We start from the raw sequence: 19,035 nt of genomic DNA, 5'->3' as shown, positions 1-19,035 counted from the left end.
GGGCGCGGTATCGTAGGGGCAGGTGATGATGCGGCAATTCGAGGAAGCGCGATGATTGAGTCCGTCCGCCTGCGTCGTGCGCTTGTGCTGCTGGCGCTGTCATGCACCTTTGCCTTCGCGCAGGAGAAAGCCGCGTCCGAGAAGCCCGCAGCCGCACCGACGCCGGCCCCGGCCGCGCCGACAAGTGGGCCGGACGCGGCGGCGATCGAGCTCAAGCTCAAGGCCGTCGATGCGGCGGAACTCGACGAGGCGACGAAGGCGAAGGTCACGGATCTTTACAAGCAGGCGTTAAGTTTCGTGCAGGCCGCTCGGCAGCAGGCGGATCAGGCGTCGCAGTTCGCCGCCGCGATCGAGTCCGCCCCGGCCGAACTGGACGCGGTGCGCAAGAAGCTCGATGCCGCCCTGTCGGCGCTGCCCGATCCGCAAACCGCGGCGAAGAAGCTTTCGCTCGATGAGGTCGAGCAGCGCTTGCGTCAGAAGCAGGCGGACCTCGCCGCCGCGCGGGCGCGCGTCAATGACATGGAGAGCCAGCTTCAAAAGCTCCGCGACCGCCCCAAGGAAATTCAGGACCAGACCGCCGAGGCGCATCGCAAGCTCGACCAGATCGAATCGGACCTGCACGCGCCGACCGCCGAGGCGATTCCCTCCGCCGTGCGCGAAGCGCAGACCACGACGCTTCAGGCCCGCCGCTCGATGCGACAGGCCGAACTGCTCCGCTACCAGCAGGAGTCCGCGAGTTTTGATGTGCGGTTGTCATTGCTCACCGCGCAGCACGATGAGCTGACGCGCGAAGTGGCGCAGCTCGAGGCGGATGCGCAGGCGTGGGAGAAAACGGCGATCGAGCGGCGCAAACAGGCGGCGGCCCAGACGCGCCAGCAGATCGAGGAAGCGCGCTCGCATGCCGACGAATTGCCTCCGCGGCTCTCGGCCATGGCCGAATCCAACGTGACGCTCAGTCAGTCGCTCGAGGACTTGGCCGCGCGCGACACGCAGCTTGCCGCCGATGTGCAGCGCGTCGAGTCGCAGCTTTCGGACATCGAGCAGGACCTGGCGGCGGCGAAGAAGCGCATCGAGGCGACCGGGCTCACCGAGTCGCTGGGCATGCTCCTGCGCAAACAGTTTCAATCGCTGCCCAATCTGCGACTCGCCCGCGCCTCGGCCGCCCAGCGGCGCGATCAGCTCAACGAAGTCATCACGCACCAGATCGACGTCGAGGACGACCGCCGGGAACTGAGCGATGTCGAAGCGCAGCTCGATGCGATCATCGCATCGTGGAAACCCAATCTCGATGAAGTCGCCCGCGCGAAAGTCCAGGCGGACGCCCGCCGCGTCCTCGCCGATCGGCGCGACCTGCTCGACAAACTCTACACCGCCTACGGGCGCCATCTCCGCCAGCTCACCACGCTCGAGTTCGACGAGCGACAGGTCGCCACGCGCGCCGCCGAGTACGGCCAGTTCATTGATGAACATCTGTTGTGGATCCGCTCCAGCTCGCCGCTGGAAGGTCACGACGTCGTCGAAGCGGGGCAGGGGATCGCGTGGTTATTGTCATGGCGCAACTGGACGGAGCTCGGGTCGGACTTCGTCGCGTCGCTGCGGCGATCGACGCTGATCTGGATTTGCGGGATGGCGATCGTGATCGCGCTGTTGGCGCTGCGGCCGCGCTGCCGGCGTCGGCTCGGCGCCATCGCGGAGCAGGTGTCGCATGCCCACACCGACCGCATGCAACTGACCGTGCGGGCGCTGGTCTGGACGGCCGTGCTCGCGCTGGGCTGGCCGCTGCTGTTGGGCTTCGTCGGATGGCAGATTTCCGAGGGCGTGGACACGGGGCGTTTCGCCCACGCGGTCGGGCAGGCGCTGATGCACACCGCCCGCATCGTGCTGTTCATCGATCTGTTCCGCGAAGTGTGCCGGCCCAACGGGCTCGCCGACGTGCATTTCCGATGGTACGACCCGATGCGCCGGACGCTGCGCGGACATCTGACCTGGTTGTTGATGGCGCTGTCGCCGCTGATCTTCACCGTGTCGCTGACGCGCGCGTTCGGCGAGCCGGATATTTATCAGGCGCTGGGCCGCATGATCTTCATGCTCGGCCTCATCGCCATCGGCGTCTTCATGGCGATGGTGCTCAACGGTCGGACCGGCGTGATGGCGGCGGTGCGGCGATCAAGTCCGAACGGATGGATGGTGCGACTGCGTTACCTGTGGTATCCCGCCGCGGTGGGGCTTCCGCTCGTGCATGCCGCGCTCGTCGGCGTCGGCTACGACTACACCGCGATCCAATTGAATCAGCGCTTCATCTGGACCTTCTGGCTCATCGTCGCCCTCGTCATCGCGCACGACGCGCTGGTGCGATGGATTCAGGTCGCGCATCGCCGGCTGGCCTGGGCCGAGGCGAAGCGCAAGCTCGAAGCCGCCCAGCGCGAGCGCGAAGAGGAGATGCGCCAGCGCGCGGCCGGGAAGGCGGACGAAGACGACGACATGCCCGACCTGGAGCTTGACGAGCCGGAGGTCGGCATGGAGGAAATCAGCGAGCAGACGCAGCGCCTCGTCAAGACGGTCGTCGCCATCGGCGCGATCGTCGGCCTCTGGCTCATCTGGTCGCAGGTCCTGCCCGCGCTGAACATCCTCAACAACATCCCGCTCTGGCACATCGCGACGATGGTCGACGGCGCCGAGACGGCGACGCCGATCACGCTCGCCGACCTGTTCATCGCGATGCTGCTGGTGATGGCGACGTTCGTGGCCGCGCGCAATCTGCCGGGGCTGATGGAGATCATCCTGCTCAAGCATCTGCCGCTCGATCCCGGCGCGCGGTACGCCGCCACGACCGTCGTGCGCTACGTCATCGTCGGCGTGGGCACGTTCGCCGCCTTCGACGCCGTCGGCGTGAGCTGGGGCAACTTGCAGTGGCTCATCGCCGCGCTGGGCGTCGGGCTGGGCTTCGGCTTGCAGGAGATCGTGGCGAATTTCGTGTCGGGGCTGATCATTCTCTTTGAGCGGCCGGTGCGCGTGGGCGACTTCGTGAGCGTCGGGGGCGTCGACGGATGGGTCACGCGCATCCGCATCCGCGCCACGACGATCACCGCGCAGGACCGCCGCGAACTGATCGTGCCCAACAAGGAGTTCATCACCAGCCAGCTCATCAACTGGTCCCTGTCCGATCCGATCATCCGCCTGACGATCAACGTCGGCATCGCCTACGGGTCCGACACCGCCAAGGCGGAGGAGCTGATGCTCAAGGTGGCGCACGAGAATCATCGCGTGCTCGATCAGCCGGAGCCGCGGGCGCTGTTTGTCGGCTTCGGCGACAACACGCTTAACTACGAGCTGCGCGTGTTCATCAATGAAGTCGAGCGCCGCTTCGACGTGATTCACCAGATTCACAAGGCCGTCGACGCCGCCTTCCGCGAAGCGGGCATCACGATCGCCTTCCCGCAGCGCGATGTGCACCTTGACAGCACCAGCCCCGTCAAGATCGAACTGGTGAGAAACAGAAAAGGCGATTCACCACGGGGGCACGGGGAACGCGGGGGAAGGCAAGAGGAAAAATAGTTGGCCACGAAGGCGCGAAGACGCGAAGGAAGACAACGAGCGTGTTCGATGGGGGGCCGTATCATGGTCACCGCTTTGTACCATGCTTCCCGCCTTCCTTCGCGTCTTCGCGCCTTCGTGGCCCATCATCTGCTTTCCCCCGTGTTCCCCGTTGCCCCCGTGGTGAATCTCTAGCGTAACCTCGTCACGGCGAACGCATCAAAGGCCCCAAGGTGCATGCGCGGTGGTGCGCATAAACTGTGGTGACCCCCGGACACGGGACCCCGGACGTCCCTATTTGAGGCAGCCGCATGAATTTCGTTTTTCTGATGGACCCGCTTGAGACGGTGATCGCCCACAAAGACACGTCGCTGATCTTCATGGTCGGCGCGGTGCGGGCGGGGCATCGGTGTTTTTATCTGCCGCCGGGCGGATTGAGCATGGACGGGGCGCGGATGCGTTTCCGCGTGCGGCCGGTGAAGCCGGTCATCGAACGGGCGAGTTTTCCGTTCGAGGTCGAGGCGTGGACCGAACTGACGGACGAGCAGGTGGACGCGGTGATTGTCCGGACGGAGCCGCCGTTCGCGGAACAGTATCTGATGGATACCTGGATGCTGGACCGGCTGCCGGAGCGGATCGCCATCGTCAATTCGCCGCGCGGCCTGCGGACGGTCAACGAGAAGCTTTGGGCGACGCGTTTCGTCGATCTGGTGCCGACGACTTTGGTGACGCGCGATCGGACGCTGTACCGGCAGTTCATCGCCGAGCGCGACAAGGCGGTGGCCAAGCCGACCGATGCCAAGGGCGGCGAAGGCGTGTTCATCGTCAAGCGCGGCGACACGAATGCGAATGTGATCTTCGACACGCTCTCGCACAACGGCAAGCGGGAAGTGATCGTGCAGGAATATCTGCCCGCCGCGGAGCAGGGCGACAAACGCATTCTGCTCTTGGGCGGCGAGATTCTTTCGCAGGTGATGCGCGTGCATTCGAAGGACGATCACCGCAACAATTTCTTCGCGGGGGGCAAGGCCGCCCCGGCGGAATTGACGCCGCGGGACATCGAGATTTGCCGCATGCTCAAGCCGCACATGATCGAACTGGGCCTGCATTTCGTGGGCATCGACGTGATCGGCGAGCACCTGATCGAGGTCAATGTGACGAGCCCGACGTGCGTGCAGGAGTGCAATCGGCTCTACGGGCAGCAGCTTGAAGACCGCGTCATCGCCTACATCGAATCGCTCATTCCTTCGCCGGTGAAATCATGAGTTGTCCGCAACATGCGTGTTTGCTCAAGGGACTCGAAGAAGAGGTCTACACCGGCTCGCCGGACGGGCGGGTCGTCGGGCTTTCGCATCGGATCGCGGAGGAAATGGACGGTTACGCCACGGAGCCGGACGCGCGGAACGTGGAGCACACGACCGACCCGACGCGCGATTACGATCGGCTGCTGGGGCAGCTGATGGACAAGCGCCGCCGGCTCCGCGCCTGGCTGACCGCGCACGGCGACTACACGCTGATTCCCGGGGCGACGATCCCGATCGGCGACGCGAAAACCTTCGTCATCTCCAAACCCGATCATCCTTACTATCAATACATCCGCGACACCTACGGCACGAACGTCGTCACGGCCTCGACGCACATCAACGTCGGCATGAACTGCATCGACACGCTGATCCGCGCGACGCGCGTCGTCCGATGCGAGGCCGCCCTCTGGTTGGCGCTGTCGGCGACGTCGCCTTTCCTCGGCGGCGAAGTCACGGGCGATCACTCGACGCGCTGGCACATCTTCCCGCAAACGCCCCGCGACGTGCCGCTCTTTGAATCGCACGCGCATTACATCCAGTACGTCGAGTCGCAGCTTTCGCGGGGGATCATGCGGAATATCCGGCATCTTTGGACGAGCGTGCGCCCCAACGGCACCGCGCCGCCGGAGCATGTGCAGCGGCTGGAGCTGCGCATCTGCGACCGGGTGGCGTGTCCGGATGAACTGATGGCGCTGACCGCGCTGCTCGAAGCGCGCATCTGGCAGGTCATCGAAGACGAAGACCTCGATCCGCTGACGCAAAGCGCGCTCAGCGCGGCCGAGCTTGCGAAGCTGGCGAATGCCAATGAGCAGGCGGCGGCGAAGGCGAGTCTGGACGCGGAGCTTCACGACTGGCGCACCGGCAAGCCGATCGGAGCGCGGGCGTGGATCGAGCGGTATCTGTCGGACGTGACGCCGACGGCGGCGGAGCATGGGTTTGCCTGTTGTCTGGACCCTTTGGGGCGGATTCTGGAAAAGGGGAACGTCGCCCAGCGCTGGCTCGCCCGTCACGCCGCGGGTCAGAGCATCGCCGAGATCATCCAGCGCGCCGCCGCGGCGAATGCGGAGACGGATCTGGTGCAGAAGACGACGGTGTGTTAAGCCATTTCATCGGTGTGTTATGCGCTCGCCTGCGGCTCGCGGCTGAACGACCGGCGACGGGCGCGACGCATCTTGTTGACCGTTCGCGTTCGTGCTACATTTGCCGTCCCGCCAGTGAACTTGTGCGAAGGCAAAACGGGTTATTCCTCAAGGAGCGCAACATGAAGAGTCGTGCGGCCGTGGCGTGGGAAGCGGGCAAGCCGCTGCAGATCGAAGACATCGATGTGGCCGGCCCGAAAGAGGGCGAAGTGCTCGTGAAGATCAAGGCGACGGGCGTGTGCCACACCGATGCGTTCACGCTCTCGGGCGATGATCCGGAAGGCATATTCCCGGCGGTGCTCGGTCACGAAGGCGGGGGCGAAGTCGTCGAGGTGGGCAAGGGCGTCAAGAGCGTCGCCGTCGGCGATCACGTCATTCCGCTCTACATCCCCGAGTGCGGGACATGCAATTTCTGCACCAGCGGCAAGACGAACCTGTGCCAGAAAATCCGCCTGACGCAGGGCAAGGGGCTCATGCCCGACGGGACGAGCCGCTTCTCCAAGAACGGCAAGTCGATCGCGCACTACATGGGCACGAGCACGTTCAGCGAGTACACGGTGGTGCCGGAGATTTCGCTGGCGAAGATCAACAAGGCGGCGCCGCTGGAGAAGGTGTGCCTGCTGGGCTGCGGGATCACGACGGGCATCGGCGCGGTGCTGAACACGGCCAAGGTCGAGCCGGGCGCGACGGTGGCGGTGTTCGGGCTGGGCGGGATCGGTCTGGCGTGCATTCAGGGCGCGGTGATGGCCAAGGCCGGCCGGATCATCGCCATCGACATCAACGCCGGGAAATTCGAGCTGGCCAAACAGATGGGCGCGACGGACTGCGTGAACCCCAAGGATCATGGCGACACGCCGATCCAGAACGTCATCGTCGAGATGACCGGCGGGGGCGTGGACTATTCGTTCGAGTGCGTGGGGAACGTGAAGCTGATGCGTGCGGCGCTGGAGTGCTGTCATAAGGGTTGGGGCGTGTCGACGATCATCGGCGTCGCCGGCGCGGGTCAGGAAATCAGCACGCGCCCGTTCCAGCTTGTGACCGGTCGCGTGTGGAAGGGCACGGCGTTCGGCGGGGTCAAGGGGCGCAGCCAACTGCCCGGCTACGTCGACCGCGCGATGAAGGGCGACATCAAGATCGACCCGTTCATCACGCACACGATGGCGCTGGACAAGATCAATGAGGCGTTCGACCTGATGCACGAAGGCAAGAGCATTCGGAGCGTGATTCATTATTGATGGGTCTTCACCTCTCCCTCCGGGAGAGGTCGGCCTGAAAGGCCGGGTGAGGGTGCATCCGAATACGGGCGGTGCTCGATGCGGGCGCAGCGCTCATGCGGAAGCACCCTCACCCCAGCCCTCTCCCGGAGGGAGAGGGGGTCAAGCATTCACGAACCCACGGATTTTCCCATGAGTCATCTCGATCAGGTCAGTCGGAACCGCTGCTTCGGCGGGTGGCAGGAAGTGTATCGGCACACGTCCAAAACGCTCGGCTGCGCGATGAACTTCGCGGTGTATCTGCCGCCGGCGGCGGAACACGGGGCGTGTCCGGTGGTGTACTGGCTGAGCGGTCTCACCTGCACCGAACAGAACTTCATCACCAAGGCGGGCGTGCAGCAGTATGCCGCGGAGCACGACCTGATCGTCGTCGCGCCCGACACGAGCCCGCGCGGCGAAGGCGTGGCGGACGCCGAATCGTACGACCTCGGCCAGGGCGCGGGGTTTTACGTCAATGCGACGGTCGAGCCGTGGGCGAATCATTTCCGCATGTACGACTACATCGTCAAGGAACTGCCGGCGATCATCGAGGCGAACTTCCCGGCGACGAGCGCCCGCGGCATCTTCGGTCATTCGATGGGCGGTCACGGCGCTTTGACCATCGCCCTGCGAAACGCCGGGATGTACCGATCGGTCAGCGCCTTTTCCCCGATCGTCGCGCCGGCGCAGGTCCCCTGGGGCAAAAAAGCATTCGGCGCCTACCTCGGCGACGACACGGAGCTTTGGCGCCAACATGACGCGACCTGCCTCATCGCCCGGGCCACCGAGCGCCTGCCGATTCTCATCGATCAGGGCGACGCCGACCAATTCCTCGCCGAGCAGCTCAAGCCCGAGCTGCTTCAGGCCGCCTGCGACGCCGCGGCGCACCCCCTGACGCTGCGCATGCAGCCGGGCTACGACCATTCGTACTACTTCATCGCAAGTTTCATCGCCGATCACATTGTGCATCACGCCGTGGCGCTGCACGGGTGAGGTGCGTCAAGTTCAGCGGATCACGCATTTGCCGGGGGTGTCGGCGCCGCGGACGATATAGAGGGGTTGATCGTCCGCGTCGGTGATGAGCCAGGCGTGGTCGGCGAACGTGTCGATCACATCAAACACCTTCGGACGCAGGCGATGCTCCATCGTCCGCTGCCCCTTCCAGTCCAGCCAGTAGAAGTGGATGTCGTGATCGGAGAGATTGACGAAGAGCAGTTGCGTGGCCTTGCCGCCGCCGGTCGAGTGCGGCAGGGCGGCGTCGGCGGGAACGGGGTCGCGCGGTAATTCCTTGTAATCGTTATCTTCGGCCATCTTCCCGGCCGCGTGCCGCCAGTCCCATTCCTTCAGCGCCTCCGGCCAGGCGAAGCGCGGCGCGCTCGCCGCATCGAACCCCGCCAGATGCGCCCGCTCCTCCGCCGGCCGATCCTCCGGACGCTGATAGCGCCACGCCCCGTCGCCCAATTCCTTTTCGATCAGCGCCGCCAGTTGCGGGTCATATTCCTTAAGCTGATCGCGCAGGTGGACGTAGTTGTGATCGTGATCGTTGACGCGGTTGGTGTCGAACCACGACTGCACGCCCTCCGCCCAATACTCCTGCCGATTCGTCGAAGCGTACTTCCCCGCCCAAAGCCCGGTCTTCATGGCGTGCTCATACGTCTCCTCCAGCCGGCGGTCGAACGTCGGATCGACCTTCGCCAGCGCGACTTCATGAATGGCGTGCCCGAATTCGTGGATCAGGATGTTCTCCGTGCCGTAGGGATCGCCCTTGAGGCACAGGAGGTTCTCCTCCCCGCAGGTCACGATGGGATTGCTCGGCGTCGCGCCCAGCCCGCGCGCCCGCCGGTCCCAATACGGCGCCGGCGTCATGTGCGAATACTCGGGGATCGTCGTCGTGTATTCGTTGACGCCGATGATGACGAACCGCACGCGCGCGTCGATGAGCGCCTGTCGCAGATCGTCCCGCCCGTCCAGTTCGTGATCGATCAGGTAAGCCGCCTCGCGCAGGGCCGCATCGTGGACCGCTTCGGAGGCGACGATGGGAAAGCCCTTGTCCAGGAGGCACTTTTTGTAGAACGGATCGAGCCCGAGCCGCGCGACCAGCTCCGCCGGCGGGGCGGTGACCGGCAACAGCGCCGCATCGTCCGCCAGGGCGATCGAACCAAGGATCAGAACGAGCCAGACGGCCGGTCGGAGGTGTCGCATGATGGCTCCGGCGATGAGGCGGCGGCGGGTCGAGCGATTATAGTCAGCGGCGAAATCGGCGGAAAATCTTTCGATTCGCCTGTACCAATCCGCCCCCGATCGGAAAAGCTAGGGTGAGACGCGCCCATGCCGACCCATGACCAGACCCGCGATTTCGTCCGTTCCTTCGCCGCCCACGAGCACGAAATCTATCGCTATATCCTTGCCCTGCTTCCGGATACGACGCAGGCGCAGGACGTGTTTCAGGACACCGCCGTGACCTTGTGGGAGAAGATCGACACGTACGACCCCGCCCGGCCCTTCGTGGCCTGGGCCTTGGGCATCGCCCATCTGAAGGTGCTTTCCCACCGCAAAAAGTTCGCCCGCCAGCCCCATCTGTTGAGCGACGCCACGCTCCAGCTCGTCGCCGACCAGTACGACGCCGAACGCGATCAGCTCGAGACGCAGATGGCCGCGCTGCAAGACTGCCTCGCCCAGCTCAAGCCGCACGAGCGGGCGCTGCTCGCCGCCCGCTATGACGCCGTGGCTCCGATCGCCGATTACGCCGCCCGGACGGGCAAGGCCGTCAACACACTCTACAAGTCGCTCGATCGCCTGCGCCGCCGCCTCCTGGAATGCGTGCAGCATCGCCTCGGAACGGAGGGCTCCCGATGAGCGCTCCGCTCGTGCATCACGATGAACTGCTGACGCTGCTGGCCGCCCATTGCGACGCCGCGATCGACCCCGCCAGCTGCGCCCGCCTTGATGCTCTCCTGCAATCCGATCCCGCCGCACGCTCCATCTACCTCCGCTACATCGCCCTGCACGCCGCGCTGGCGCGGAACCAGACGCTCCGGCTCAAAGCCGCCTCAGCGTCGGCTTGGCGCGCTGCGGACGACTCCCAGACGCCGACGCTGAGCGGCGCCTCGCCGCGAAGCGTCTGGTACCTCGCCGCGCTGATCATGCTCGCCGCCGCGCTCCTGTATGTCTTTCTGCCTTCCACTCCGCATTCCCCACTCCCCGCTCCCCACGCCGCCGCCCCGGCGAGCTACGCCATCCTCAGCGACCTCTCCAACGACGCCGCGTTCGCCGACGGCGAGCGTTCCCTCGGCGAAGGCCTCACCGCCCCGATCAAACTCGTCTCCGGTAAAGCCCAGCTCATGTTCCAATCCACCGCCGTCGTCGACCTGACCGGCCCGTGCGAATTGGCCATGACCGGCCCCAACCGCGCGCGGCTCATGTCGGGGTGCCTCGAAGCATACTGTCGTCCTGAAGCGCATGGATTCACCGTCGATCTGCCCGGCGGAGCCCGCGTCGTCGATCTGGGCACGGCGTTCACCATCCTCGTTGAGGCCGACGGGTGCGCTCGGATAGCGGTCGATCAGGGCCGCGTCGAAGTTCGACAGGGAGCCGCGAGCCGACAGTTCGTCGCTGGTGAGCGACTGACGCTCATCGACGGCCGAATCGACGAGAGCGGCCTCTTTGAAACCTTCAGCGGCGATCAACTGCCCCCGACCCTTCAAGCGGTCGCCTCGACGCCCGTGGCGGTCAAAGACGGCGTCGTCCGGTTCGACGGCTCAACCGATCGCCAGCGCAATTACGTCCGCACGCTCCGATCCGATTGGACCGCGCATTCCTTCACCGCCCGGATCACGGTGCATGTCAAAGACCGCACCGCAGTCGGCCTGGCGCACTTCGGCCTGTCCAACGGCCGGATCAACCCCCGATATTTCTTCTCGCCGACGAGCGGGCCGCACCTGATCATGGCGCTGCGAACGGATAACGACGCAATTGATACATACAACGCCAACAACGACTCGGTGAATGGACAGGCCGGCGCTTATGTGCGTCATGCCGTCCCCGGCGGGACGCCCGCGCCCGCCGTGTATCAGATCGCCATGCACTGGAACGCCGCCACGCGGTCCCTCACCTGCGACCTGGACCGCGATGCCGACGGCTCGATCGAAAAGTCCATCACGCTCGACGGCTCGGACATCGCCTTCGACGCCGCCAACGCCCGCATCGTCTTCGGCGGCGCCGGCGGGCTGACTTTCGACAACCTGATCATCACGCAAGGCGACCCGTCGCCCCCCGACTCGATCCAAATAACAAACCCCGCCGAGTGAACCTATAGATCACTCCGCGGGCCGATCCCATGTGGAAGGTCCACGACGGAAAAGGAAAGACACGTTTTGAAAGGAGCAACGATTATGAAATATCCATTGAACCTGACGCTCGCCGCCGTCCTCGCGGCGGCTTTCGCCACGCAGGTCCCCGCGGCGACGCAGACCTGGAACACCGCCGGTCCCACCAACACATGGAACCTTACGGACACCAACTGGGATGCCGGGGCGGCATGGACCAATGGCAACGATGCGCTTTTCGCCGGCTCCGGCGAGGCCGTTACCGTGGCCGCCGTCACCGCCAACGGCCTGTCGTTCACCGACAACGGCTATTCGCTGACGGGCGGCACCCTCACGCTCGGCGGCGCGGGGCCAAGCATCAATGTGGATCCCGCGTTCTCCGCGACCATTGCCTCCACGATCGCCGGCACTGCGGGTCTCGCCAAGGCGGGCGCCGGCACGCTCACCTTGACCAACAACTCCAACTCTTACACCGGCACGACGACGGTCAACGCCGGCAAACTCGTCTTGCAGTCGAACGCCGCGACTCTGGCTTCGACAAGCTTTACCGTGAACAACGGCGGCACGCTGCGATTTGATTTTTCCTCGGTCGGCGGAGGTGCGGGCTTTACGAATATGAATACCAAGGCATCGACGATCAATGCCGGCGGAACGCTTGAGCTTTTCACCAGCAACCACACCGCGGGTCCCAACAGTGCGGGGATCATCACGTCCACCGGCAGTTCATTCGCCGGCGCCGGCAATCTCAACAAAGAGGGCGCAGGCAACATCATCATCAATAACGTCGGCGCGTTGAACAGCTTCACCGGCACGATGAATATCAACGCCGGAACACTCACGCTCCAGGGAGCCTCCACCAGCACTACAGGCACGTACACAGTCAATGTCGGCGCCAGCGGCGCGTTCGACATTCGCACCGAGAGCAAAACGATGGGCGCGCTCGACGGCTCGGGCAGTGTGACCAAGTCCTCCACCCTGAACGGCGCCAGCACGCTGACCGTCGGCAACGGCGGAGCCAGCGGCGCATTCAGCGGAACCATCGCCAACCCCACCGGCATTATCAATCTGGCCAAGACCGGCGCCGGCACGCAGACCCTGTCCGGCACAAATACCTACACCGGCACCACCACCATCTCCGATGGCACCCTCCAGCTCGGCAGCGGCGGCACCACCGGCGCTCTCACCGGCACCAGCTCCATCACCAACAACGCCAACCTCACCATCAACCGCTCCAACGCCTTCACCCAGGCGACCGACCTCAACAACAAGGTGATCTCCGGCAGCGGTTCGCTCACCAAGACCGGCTCCGGCACCGCCACCCTCTCCCTGACCAACACCTACACCGGCATCACCACCGTCAATCAGGGCGTCCTGGCCGTGACCGGTTCGCTCGCCAACAACAACTTCGACAAGATCAAGATCGCCGCCGACGCCGACGGCAGCTTCGCCACCACCGACGCCAAGCTCACCCGCGCCCGCGCCAGCGGCGCGTCCTATGTCAACTTCGGCTCGGCCATCACCAGTTCGCAACTGACCAGCGCCACGATCCTCAGCGGCTCCAACACCACCGGCTCCACCCTCACGATGGGCATGGAGTGGCGCACCCTCGCCAGCACCGTCGGACAGGGCAACGCCAAGGAGAAGGACCTCATCAGCGATGTGCTGAACCTCACCGGCATCGACAACACCAAGTTCGTGCTCCAGATGAGCTACACCGACTTCATCAACGATGCGCTGGACGCGGCTCAGGGAAGTCTTTTCCTCGCGTACCTCGACACGGGCACGAGCACCTGGAAGAACGCCGTCGCCGGCAATCACGGCGCCAACACCGGCAGCTTCCGCGGCAACACCGCCTGGAACGCCACGTTCAGCAACCTCGGCGACTGGGGCGCCGACGCGGCGAACAACGTCGTCTGGGCCGTGGTCGATCACAACAGCCAGTTCGCCGCGATGGTCCCGACGCCGCTCGCCCTGCCCGCGGGGCTGGGATTGTTGGGTCTGCTGACGGCGCGACGCCGCAATCGACAATAACGGTCGGCCAGCTTGCGATGCGCCGGTGAAAGCCGTCGCGTCGCATTGATCGGAACTCTCTCGTCGCCGCCCGCGCCGCTTCAGGAACTCTGGCGGGTTTTGGCTCCATGTATCGAGCCGGCGGCCGGTCGGGGACATGCGTGCGATCGACTTCCGTCCATCGCACGCCTTAACAGTTTGTCAGAGCCGGCGTGCCCTCACGCCGGATTCCGGGCTGGGGCAGCCCGGCTCGGACAGGAAACGCCTCATGCGAAAACACGCCTTTACGATCATTGAACTGCTGGTCGTCGTGGCGATCATCGCGCTGCTCGTGGCGATCCTGATGCCCGCCATGTCGCGCGCGATCGAGGGGGCAAGGCGGTCCGTCTGTGCGTCCCGGCAGCACCAGATCTTTCTGAGCGTCGCGGGATATGCCGTCGACAACGGCGGCAAGTTCCCCTCGACCAACTACCCCGGTGATCTGTGGGGAACGAACGGCGATCACAATCATACGACCTGGATCAACCCGAAGAGCTACAACGTGATCGTCGCGGGAATCAACCCGCTGACGGTTGCCGGCGACGACGCGGTGGCGGGCGAACTGCAACTGTATTGCCCCAATCTGCAAAACGATTGGCGATGGACCACCAGCGGGATGGTCCGCATCGGCTACCACCTGCTGTTCGGACACTACGGGACGACCTACCCGGGCGGCGAGCCGTGGAAGTCGGTCACGTCGATGACCGACGCCAGCGCGTCCAAGTTCATGTCCGCCGACATGATCGAGGAATACACCTGGTCGCCGAGCATCTCCAGCGGAACGCACGGCCCGGTCGGCCGGGTGACCTGGAATCCCGGGACGTTTCCTGATGAAGCCGGCGTCGAGGGCGGCAACGTGGCGTATCTCGACGGCGGGGTCGTCTGGCGGGCGATGGCCGAAATGATGCGATACTCGGTCGCACGCGCCACACCGCGCGTTTGGGGATGGTGGTAGCGATTCCATGAGACCAAGCTGCGCAACACCCACCGGGGGTCCGGAAAGGTGTCTGGAACCATTCCTTTGTCTGGAACCATTCCTTTGTCCGATCGAACGTGTTTGAACAGCAACGACACGGCTCGTCCAAATCACCGTGTCGCGCGCCGCTCGTTGAGCGGCGGCTGTCAAGGAGCGTGCGCCATGCGACGACATGGATTCACCTTGATCGAACTGCTCGTCGTCGTCGCGATCATCACGCTGTTGATCGCGATCCTGCTTCCGTCGCTCAACCAGGCAAAGCAAAGCGCCAAACTCGTGGTATGCCGGTCGAACATGCACCAGTTGGGCGTGGCGGGTCTTTCGTACATCGCCGACAACTTCACGCAATTCCCGGACGCCAAGCTCTGGGTCCCCGATGCGGGCTCCGCGTATCATGCGTGGCACAAGGCGTCGGCGGTGACGGGCGGATTGCTCTGGGCGTACGCTCCGAATCCGGATGTTTATCTGTGCCAATCCTTCAAGGACACGTATGCGATCGGCGCGCCGTACTGGTGCGGCGAGACGTCCGCCGCGCAGGTCACCCCGGCGTTTTCATGCACGATGAACGCCTACCTGGGCTGGACCGGCTGGCTCAATCAGGCGGGCACGACGCCGGTCGTGGCGTTCGCGCGACTCGGCGCGATCAAGCGGCCGGCGCAGACGCTGTACTTCGGTGAGGAGAACGGTTGGGCGCAGAGCGGACAGTACGCCGCGTTCGGCATCAACAACGGCATGCTCGGGTGGCGCGCGCTCGTCGCGCCCGGTTGGTATCCGCCCGATCTGTTCGCCACGTATCACCTGCCCCCCAACGGCGACGTGACCGCCGGCTGCTCCAACGCCGTGTTCATCGACGGCCACGCCCAACTTGTGTGGAACTATCAGACGAAGGACTATGCGTTCGACCCGATGTGGTGAGCAACGGGCGCACGACCGCCGCGGACGCGGTCATTGGGGCATTTCACCCACCCGCCGCACTGAATGGATCGCATGATGCGCACCGGCGATGCAAAAATCGCACGGGCGCGTCGCGGTGTTGATGTAAGTCCCGCAAAAGCGCGCACGGGGTTGGCGACGCCCACCGCGCCGATGCGCACCGGGCGCGCCATGCGGGGGAGACGGTCCAGGATGTGCGCGAAAAGCTGCGATTTTCAGCGGGAAATGCGGTCGCACGGAAGTGGTGGAAATATGCGTGCTTGCCGCGCCGGTGCGGGGTGGGGACGGGGCCCCGCTTGACCGGGCGCGGGGGGCGGATACGCTGTTGACAGAGGTTCAGGTCATTTCTCACACCCTTGTCGTGCTCAGGAGGTTTTGTCATGTCCACAGCCACGATGGCGCCGCCGAAGGTGCGGCTCACGAAGAATCTGATCAATGGTCAATGGGTCGACGCCGCGGGCGGCAAGACGTTCGACACGTACAGCCCGTCGTCGGGCGAGGTCATCGCCAAGGTGGCGGCGGGGGACAAGGAGGACATCGACCGTGCGGTCAAGGCGGCCCGCAAGGCGTTCGAGTCGGGGCCTTGGTCGAAGATGACGGGGCGCGACCGGGGCAAACTGCTGTACAAATTCGCCGATTTGCTCGAGGAAAACGCGGATGAACTGGCAGCGCTGGAGGTGCTCAACAACGGCAAGCCCATCAGCGAAGTCAAAGGCGCGGACATCCCGCTGATGGTCTCGACGTTCCGCTATTTCGCCGGCTGGGCGGACAAGATTTACGGCGACGTGGTGCCGGTCGATGATGCGATGGGCAACTTCTTCTGCTACACGAAGAAGGAGCCGGTCGGCGTGGCGGGGCAGATCATTCCGTGGAATTTTCCGATGCTGATGCTCTGCTGGAAATGGGCGCCGGTCTTGGCGACGGGCTGCACGACCGTGCTCAAACCCGCCGAGCAGACGCCGCTGACGGCATTGCGGATCGCTGAATTGGCGATGGAAGCGGGGTATCCGGAGGGCGTGGTCAATGTCGTCAACGGCATGGGCGAAACCGCCGGCGACGCCATCTGCAAACACCCCGGCATCGACAAAATCGCCTTCACCGGCCACTACGAAACCGCACAGATCATCATGGCCAGCGCCGCCAAGACGCTCAAGCGGCTTACGTTTGAACTCGGCGGCAAGAGCCCGAATGTCGTCTTCGCCGATGCGGACATCGACGCGGCGGTCGGCGGAGCGATGGCGGGCATCTTCTTCAATCAGGGCGAAGTCTGCTGTGCCGGCAGCCGCCTGTTCGTCGAAGAAGGCGCACACGATGAGTTCGTCTCCAAGTTCGCCGCCGCCGCGGGCAAGCGCAAGGTCGGCAATCCCTTCGACCCCGCCACCGAGCAGGGCGCGCAGGTCTCCAAGGAGCAGTTCGACAAGGTGCTCAACTACATCGACCTGGGCAAGAAGGAAGCCCAGTGCGTCACCGGCGGCGAACGGCATGGCGACAAGGGCTGGTTCATCAAGCCGACCATCTTCAAGGGCGTCCGCAATGACATGCGCATCGCGCAGGAGGAAATCTTCGGCCCGGTCGTGAGCGTCATCCCGTTCAAGAACCTCGCCGAGGTGCAGAAGATGGCCAACGATACGGTCTACGGCCTCGCCTCCGCCGTCTGGACCAAGGACATCACCAAGGCCTTCGCCATCGCCGACTCCGTCCGCGCCGGCACCGTCTGGGTCAATTGCTACAACACCTTCGACGCCGCCGCCCCCTTCGGCGGCTACAAGTTCTCCGGCCACGGCCGCGAATGCGGCAAGGACGCGCTCAACAACTACCTCGAAACCAAAACCGTCTGGGTCAACCTCGGCCAGCGCTGAGCCCCGGACGATCGCGACCTATGATGAAGCCCACGGTGTGACGCCGTGGGTTTCTTTTTGTTCACATTCTCCGATTCTGCGTATCTGTCACCCACCGCGTGCATCGAATAGCAACATGACCCATTGTGGGGGCGGGCGCACGCATTAGAATGGCGTGCGTTCGTGAGGCAACTGCGGCACCGATTGTTTTTCATCCGGAGCGTTGCGATCATGACGGACATACCCACTTCATCCGAAGCGGCCGAAACTTCTCCGAAACCTCAGACGCCCGCGCCGGCTTTGCCGCACAAGCGATCCAAAGCCCCGATGCTGATTGGCATCGCGCTGGTGCTCATCGCGCTGGCGGCGGTCTTGTACTTCCGTTCGCTCGGCACGGAATCGACGGACGACGCCTATGTCAATGGGCACGTCACGCTGGTCGCGCCGCGCGTGGCGGGGCAGGTCAGCCGGGTGCTCGTCGACGACAACAACCGGGTGCGCAAGGGCGATGTCCTCGTGCAGCTTGACCCGGAGCCGTTCGATGTGCAGGTGCACATCGCCGTAGCGGCGGTGGCGGCGGCGGAGGCGGACCTGACGAACGCGAAGGCGACGGCGTGGAGCATGGCGGCCCAGGCGCGCAGTCTCCGCTTCGCCCTCCAGCACGCCATCGAAGACGTCGACAATCAGGTCGCCCTGCTGCACTCGAAGATCGCCTCGCTCAATTCGCAGAAGGCCACGCTCGACAACGCCAAGATCGAATACGACCGCGTCGTCGCTCTGTCGCAGCGCAACGCTGCGGCGCCGCGCGAGGTGGATGATCGACGCGAGGCGTATCTGGTGGCCGAAGCGAAGTATCAGGAGGCGCTACAGGGCGTGTATCAGGTGCGCGTCACGCTCGGGCTGCCGCCGATTCCCCCGGACGGGGCGGAGCTTTCGCAGGTGCCCGATGATCTGGATCAGACGTTTTCATCAGTGAAAACCGCACAATTCCGGTTGGCTGAGGCGGCCAATCAGATCGGCATCTTTGATTCGCTCAACAAGTCGCCCAAGGAGATGCTCGAGGACTTTTACAAGCGGGACCCCGACCGCGACGTCAATCGCATCATCACCGGCCTCATCGACAAGGTTCCCTCCGTCGTGCAGGCACAGACGAAGATCGAAGAAGCCCAGCGCCGGCTCGATGACGCCAAGCTCAGCCGCAGGTACTGCGACGTCGTCGCCGAGATCGACGGCGTAGTGACCCGGCGGAGCGTCAACCCCGGCAACAACGTCGTCGTGGGACAGAGTCTGATGGCGGTGCGATCACTGACGGAAATATGGGTCGACGCCAACTTCAAGGAAACGCAGCTTGCCGATCTGCGCATCGGGCAGCCGGTCGACCTCGATGTGGATGCGTACGGCAAGCGGCAGACGTTCAAGGGTCGGATATCGGGATTCACGATGGGCACCGGTTCGACGCTCGCGCTCCTTCCGCCGCAGAACGCGACGGGGAATTTCGTGAAGGTCGTGCAGCGTTTGCCGGTGCGGATCGAACTGCTCGATTACGACGCGGACAAGTCGCCGCTGTTCATCGGGCTTTCGGTGACGCCGGTGGTTCATGTTAATGAGAAGCCGACCGGTCCGAACGCGGGCAAGGTGCTTCAGCCGCTAACGGATGCGGGCGGAGCGGAGACGAAGCCGTGAG

General features: G+C 64.6%; 13 protein-coding genes. 12 read left to right on the top strand and 1 reads right to left on the bottom strand.

Translation table 11 applies throughout. The features are described 5' to 3' along the window. Positions 1 to 51: 51 nt before the first annotated feature. From GC162_04720 to fghA, 5 genes are all read left to right on the top strand, one after another. Positions 52 to 3,555, top strand: a complete 3,504-nt coding sequence (locus GC162_04720) for a mechanosensitive ion channel (protein MBI1367939.1) — start codon at positions 52 to 54, stop codon at positions 3,553 to 3,555. 290 nt (positions 3,556 to 3,845) lie between these two features. Then, complete coding sequence (gene gshB / locus GC162_04715) at positions 3,846 to 4,799, top strand: glutathione synthase (protein ID MBI1367938.1); 954 nt, start codon at positions 3,846 to 3,848, stop codon at positions 4,797 to 4,799. Next, positions 4,796 to 5,938: a glutamate--cysteine ligase gene (gshA, locus tag GC162_04710; protein ID MBI1367937.1), complete on the top strand. Its 1,143-nt coding sequence runs from the start codon at positions 4,796 to 4,798 to the stop codon at positions 5,936 to 5,938. The genes gshB and gshA overlap by 4 nt, the downstream gene beginning before the upstream one ends. Before the next feature lie 161 nt (positions 5,939 to 6,099). Continuing rightward, entirely contained in the window at positions 6,100 to 7,212 is a 1,113-nt protein-coding gene (locus GC162_04705) for an S-(hydroxymethyl)glutathione dehydrogenase/class III alcohol dehydrogenase (GenBank protein MBI1367936.1), read from the top strand. 171 nt (positions 7,213 to 7,383) lie between these two features. After that, positions 7,384 to 8,223: an S-formylglutathione hydrolase gene (gene fghA, locus GC162_04700; GenBank protein ID MBI1367935.1), complete on the top strand. Its 840-nt coding sequence runs from the start codon at positions 7,384 to 7,386 to the stop codon at positions 8,221 to 8,223. A gap of 12 nt (positions 8,224 to 8,235) precedes the next feature. Here fghA and GC162_04695 read toward each other — a convergent pair whose 3' ends face one another. Further along, positions 8,236 to 9,432, bottom strand: a complete 1,197-nt coding sequence (locus GC162_04695) for a hypothetical protein (protein MBI1367934.1) — start codon at positions 9,430 to 9,432, stop codon at positions 8,236 to 8,238. A 126-nt stretch (positions 9,433 to 9,558) separates the two neighbouring features. Between GC162_04695 and GC162_04690 the strand changes: the two genes are divergently transcribed. The 7 genes from GC162_04690 to GC162_04660 all read left to right on the top strand — a co-directional run bounded on the left by GC162_04690 (position 9,559) and on the right by GC162_04660 (position 19,034). Beyond that, positions 9,559 to 10,086 (top strand): sigma-70 family RNA polymerase sigma factor, encoded by a 528-nt coding sequence (locus GC162_04690; protein MBI1367933.1) that lies wholly within the window; start codon positions 9,559 to 9,561, stop codon positions 10,084 to 10,086. Further along, positions 10,083 to 11,537, top strand: a complete 1,455-nt coding sequence (locus tag GC162_04685) for a hypothetical protein (protein ID MBI1367932.1) — start codon at positions 10,083 to 10,085, stop codon at positions 11,535 to 11,537. The genes GC162_04690 and GC162_04685 overlap by 4 nt, the downstream gene beginning before the upstream one ends. Positions 11,538 to 11,621: 84 nt before the next feature. Next, complete coding sequence (locus tag GC162_04680) at positions 11,622 to 13,586, top strand: hypothetical protein (GenBank protein ID MBI1367931.1); 1,965 nt, start codon at positions 11,622 to 11,624, stop codon at positions 13,584 to 13,586. A gap of 247 nt (positions 13,587 to 13,833) precedes the next feature. After that, positions 13,834 to 14,559 (top strand): prepilin-type N-terminal cleavage/methylation domain-containing protein, encoded by a 726-nt coding sequence (locus GC162_04675; GenBank protein ID MBI1367930.1) that lies wholly within the window; start codon positions 13,834 to 13,836, stop codon positions 14,557 to 14,559. 183 nt (positions 14,560 to 14,742) lie between these two features. Next, the gene (locus GC162_04670; GenBank protein MBI1367929.1) at positions 14,743 to 15,495 is read left to right on the top strand and encodes a prepilin-type N-terminal cleavage/methylation domain-containing protein; all 753 of its coding nucleotides are present in this window, start codon (positions 14,743 to 14,745) and stop codon (positions 15,493 to 15,495) included. A gap of 398 nt (positions 15,496 to 15,893) precedes the next feature. Then, positions 15,894 to 17,372, top strand: a complete 1,479-nt coding sequence (locus GC162_04665; protein MBI1367928.1) for an aldehyde dehydrogenase family protein — start codon at positions 15,894 to 15,896, stop codon at positions 17,370 to 17,372. Between the two features lie 309 nt (positions 17,373 to 17,681). Then, a complete protein-coding gene (locus GC162_04660; protein MBI1367927.1) occupies positions 17,682 to 19,034 on the top strand; it encodes an HlyD family efflux transporter periplasmic adaptor subunit in 1,353 nt (450 codons plus the stop codon). Position 19,035 lies beyond the last annotated feature (1 nt).

Source organism: Planctomycetota bacterium (assembly GCA_016125255.1).
GTDB lineage: Bacteria > Planctomycetota > Phycisphaerae > Phycisphaerales > Zrk34 > RI-421.
The sequence above is the reverse complement of the archived record's forward strand: the minus strand, read 5'-3'. Positions and strand labels throughout refer to the sequence as shown.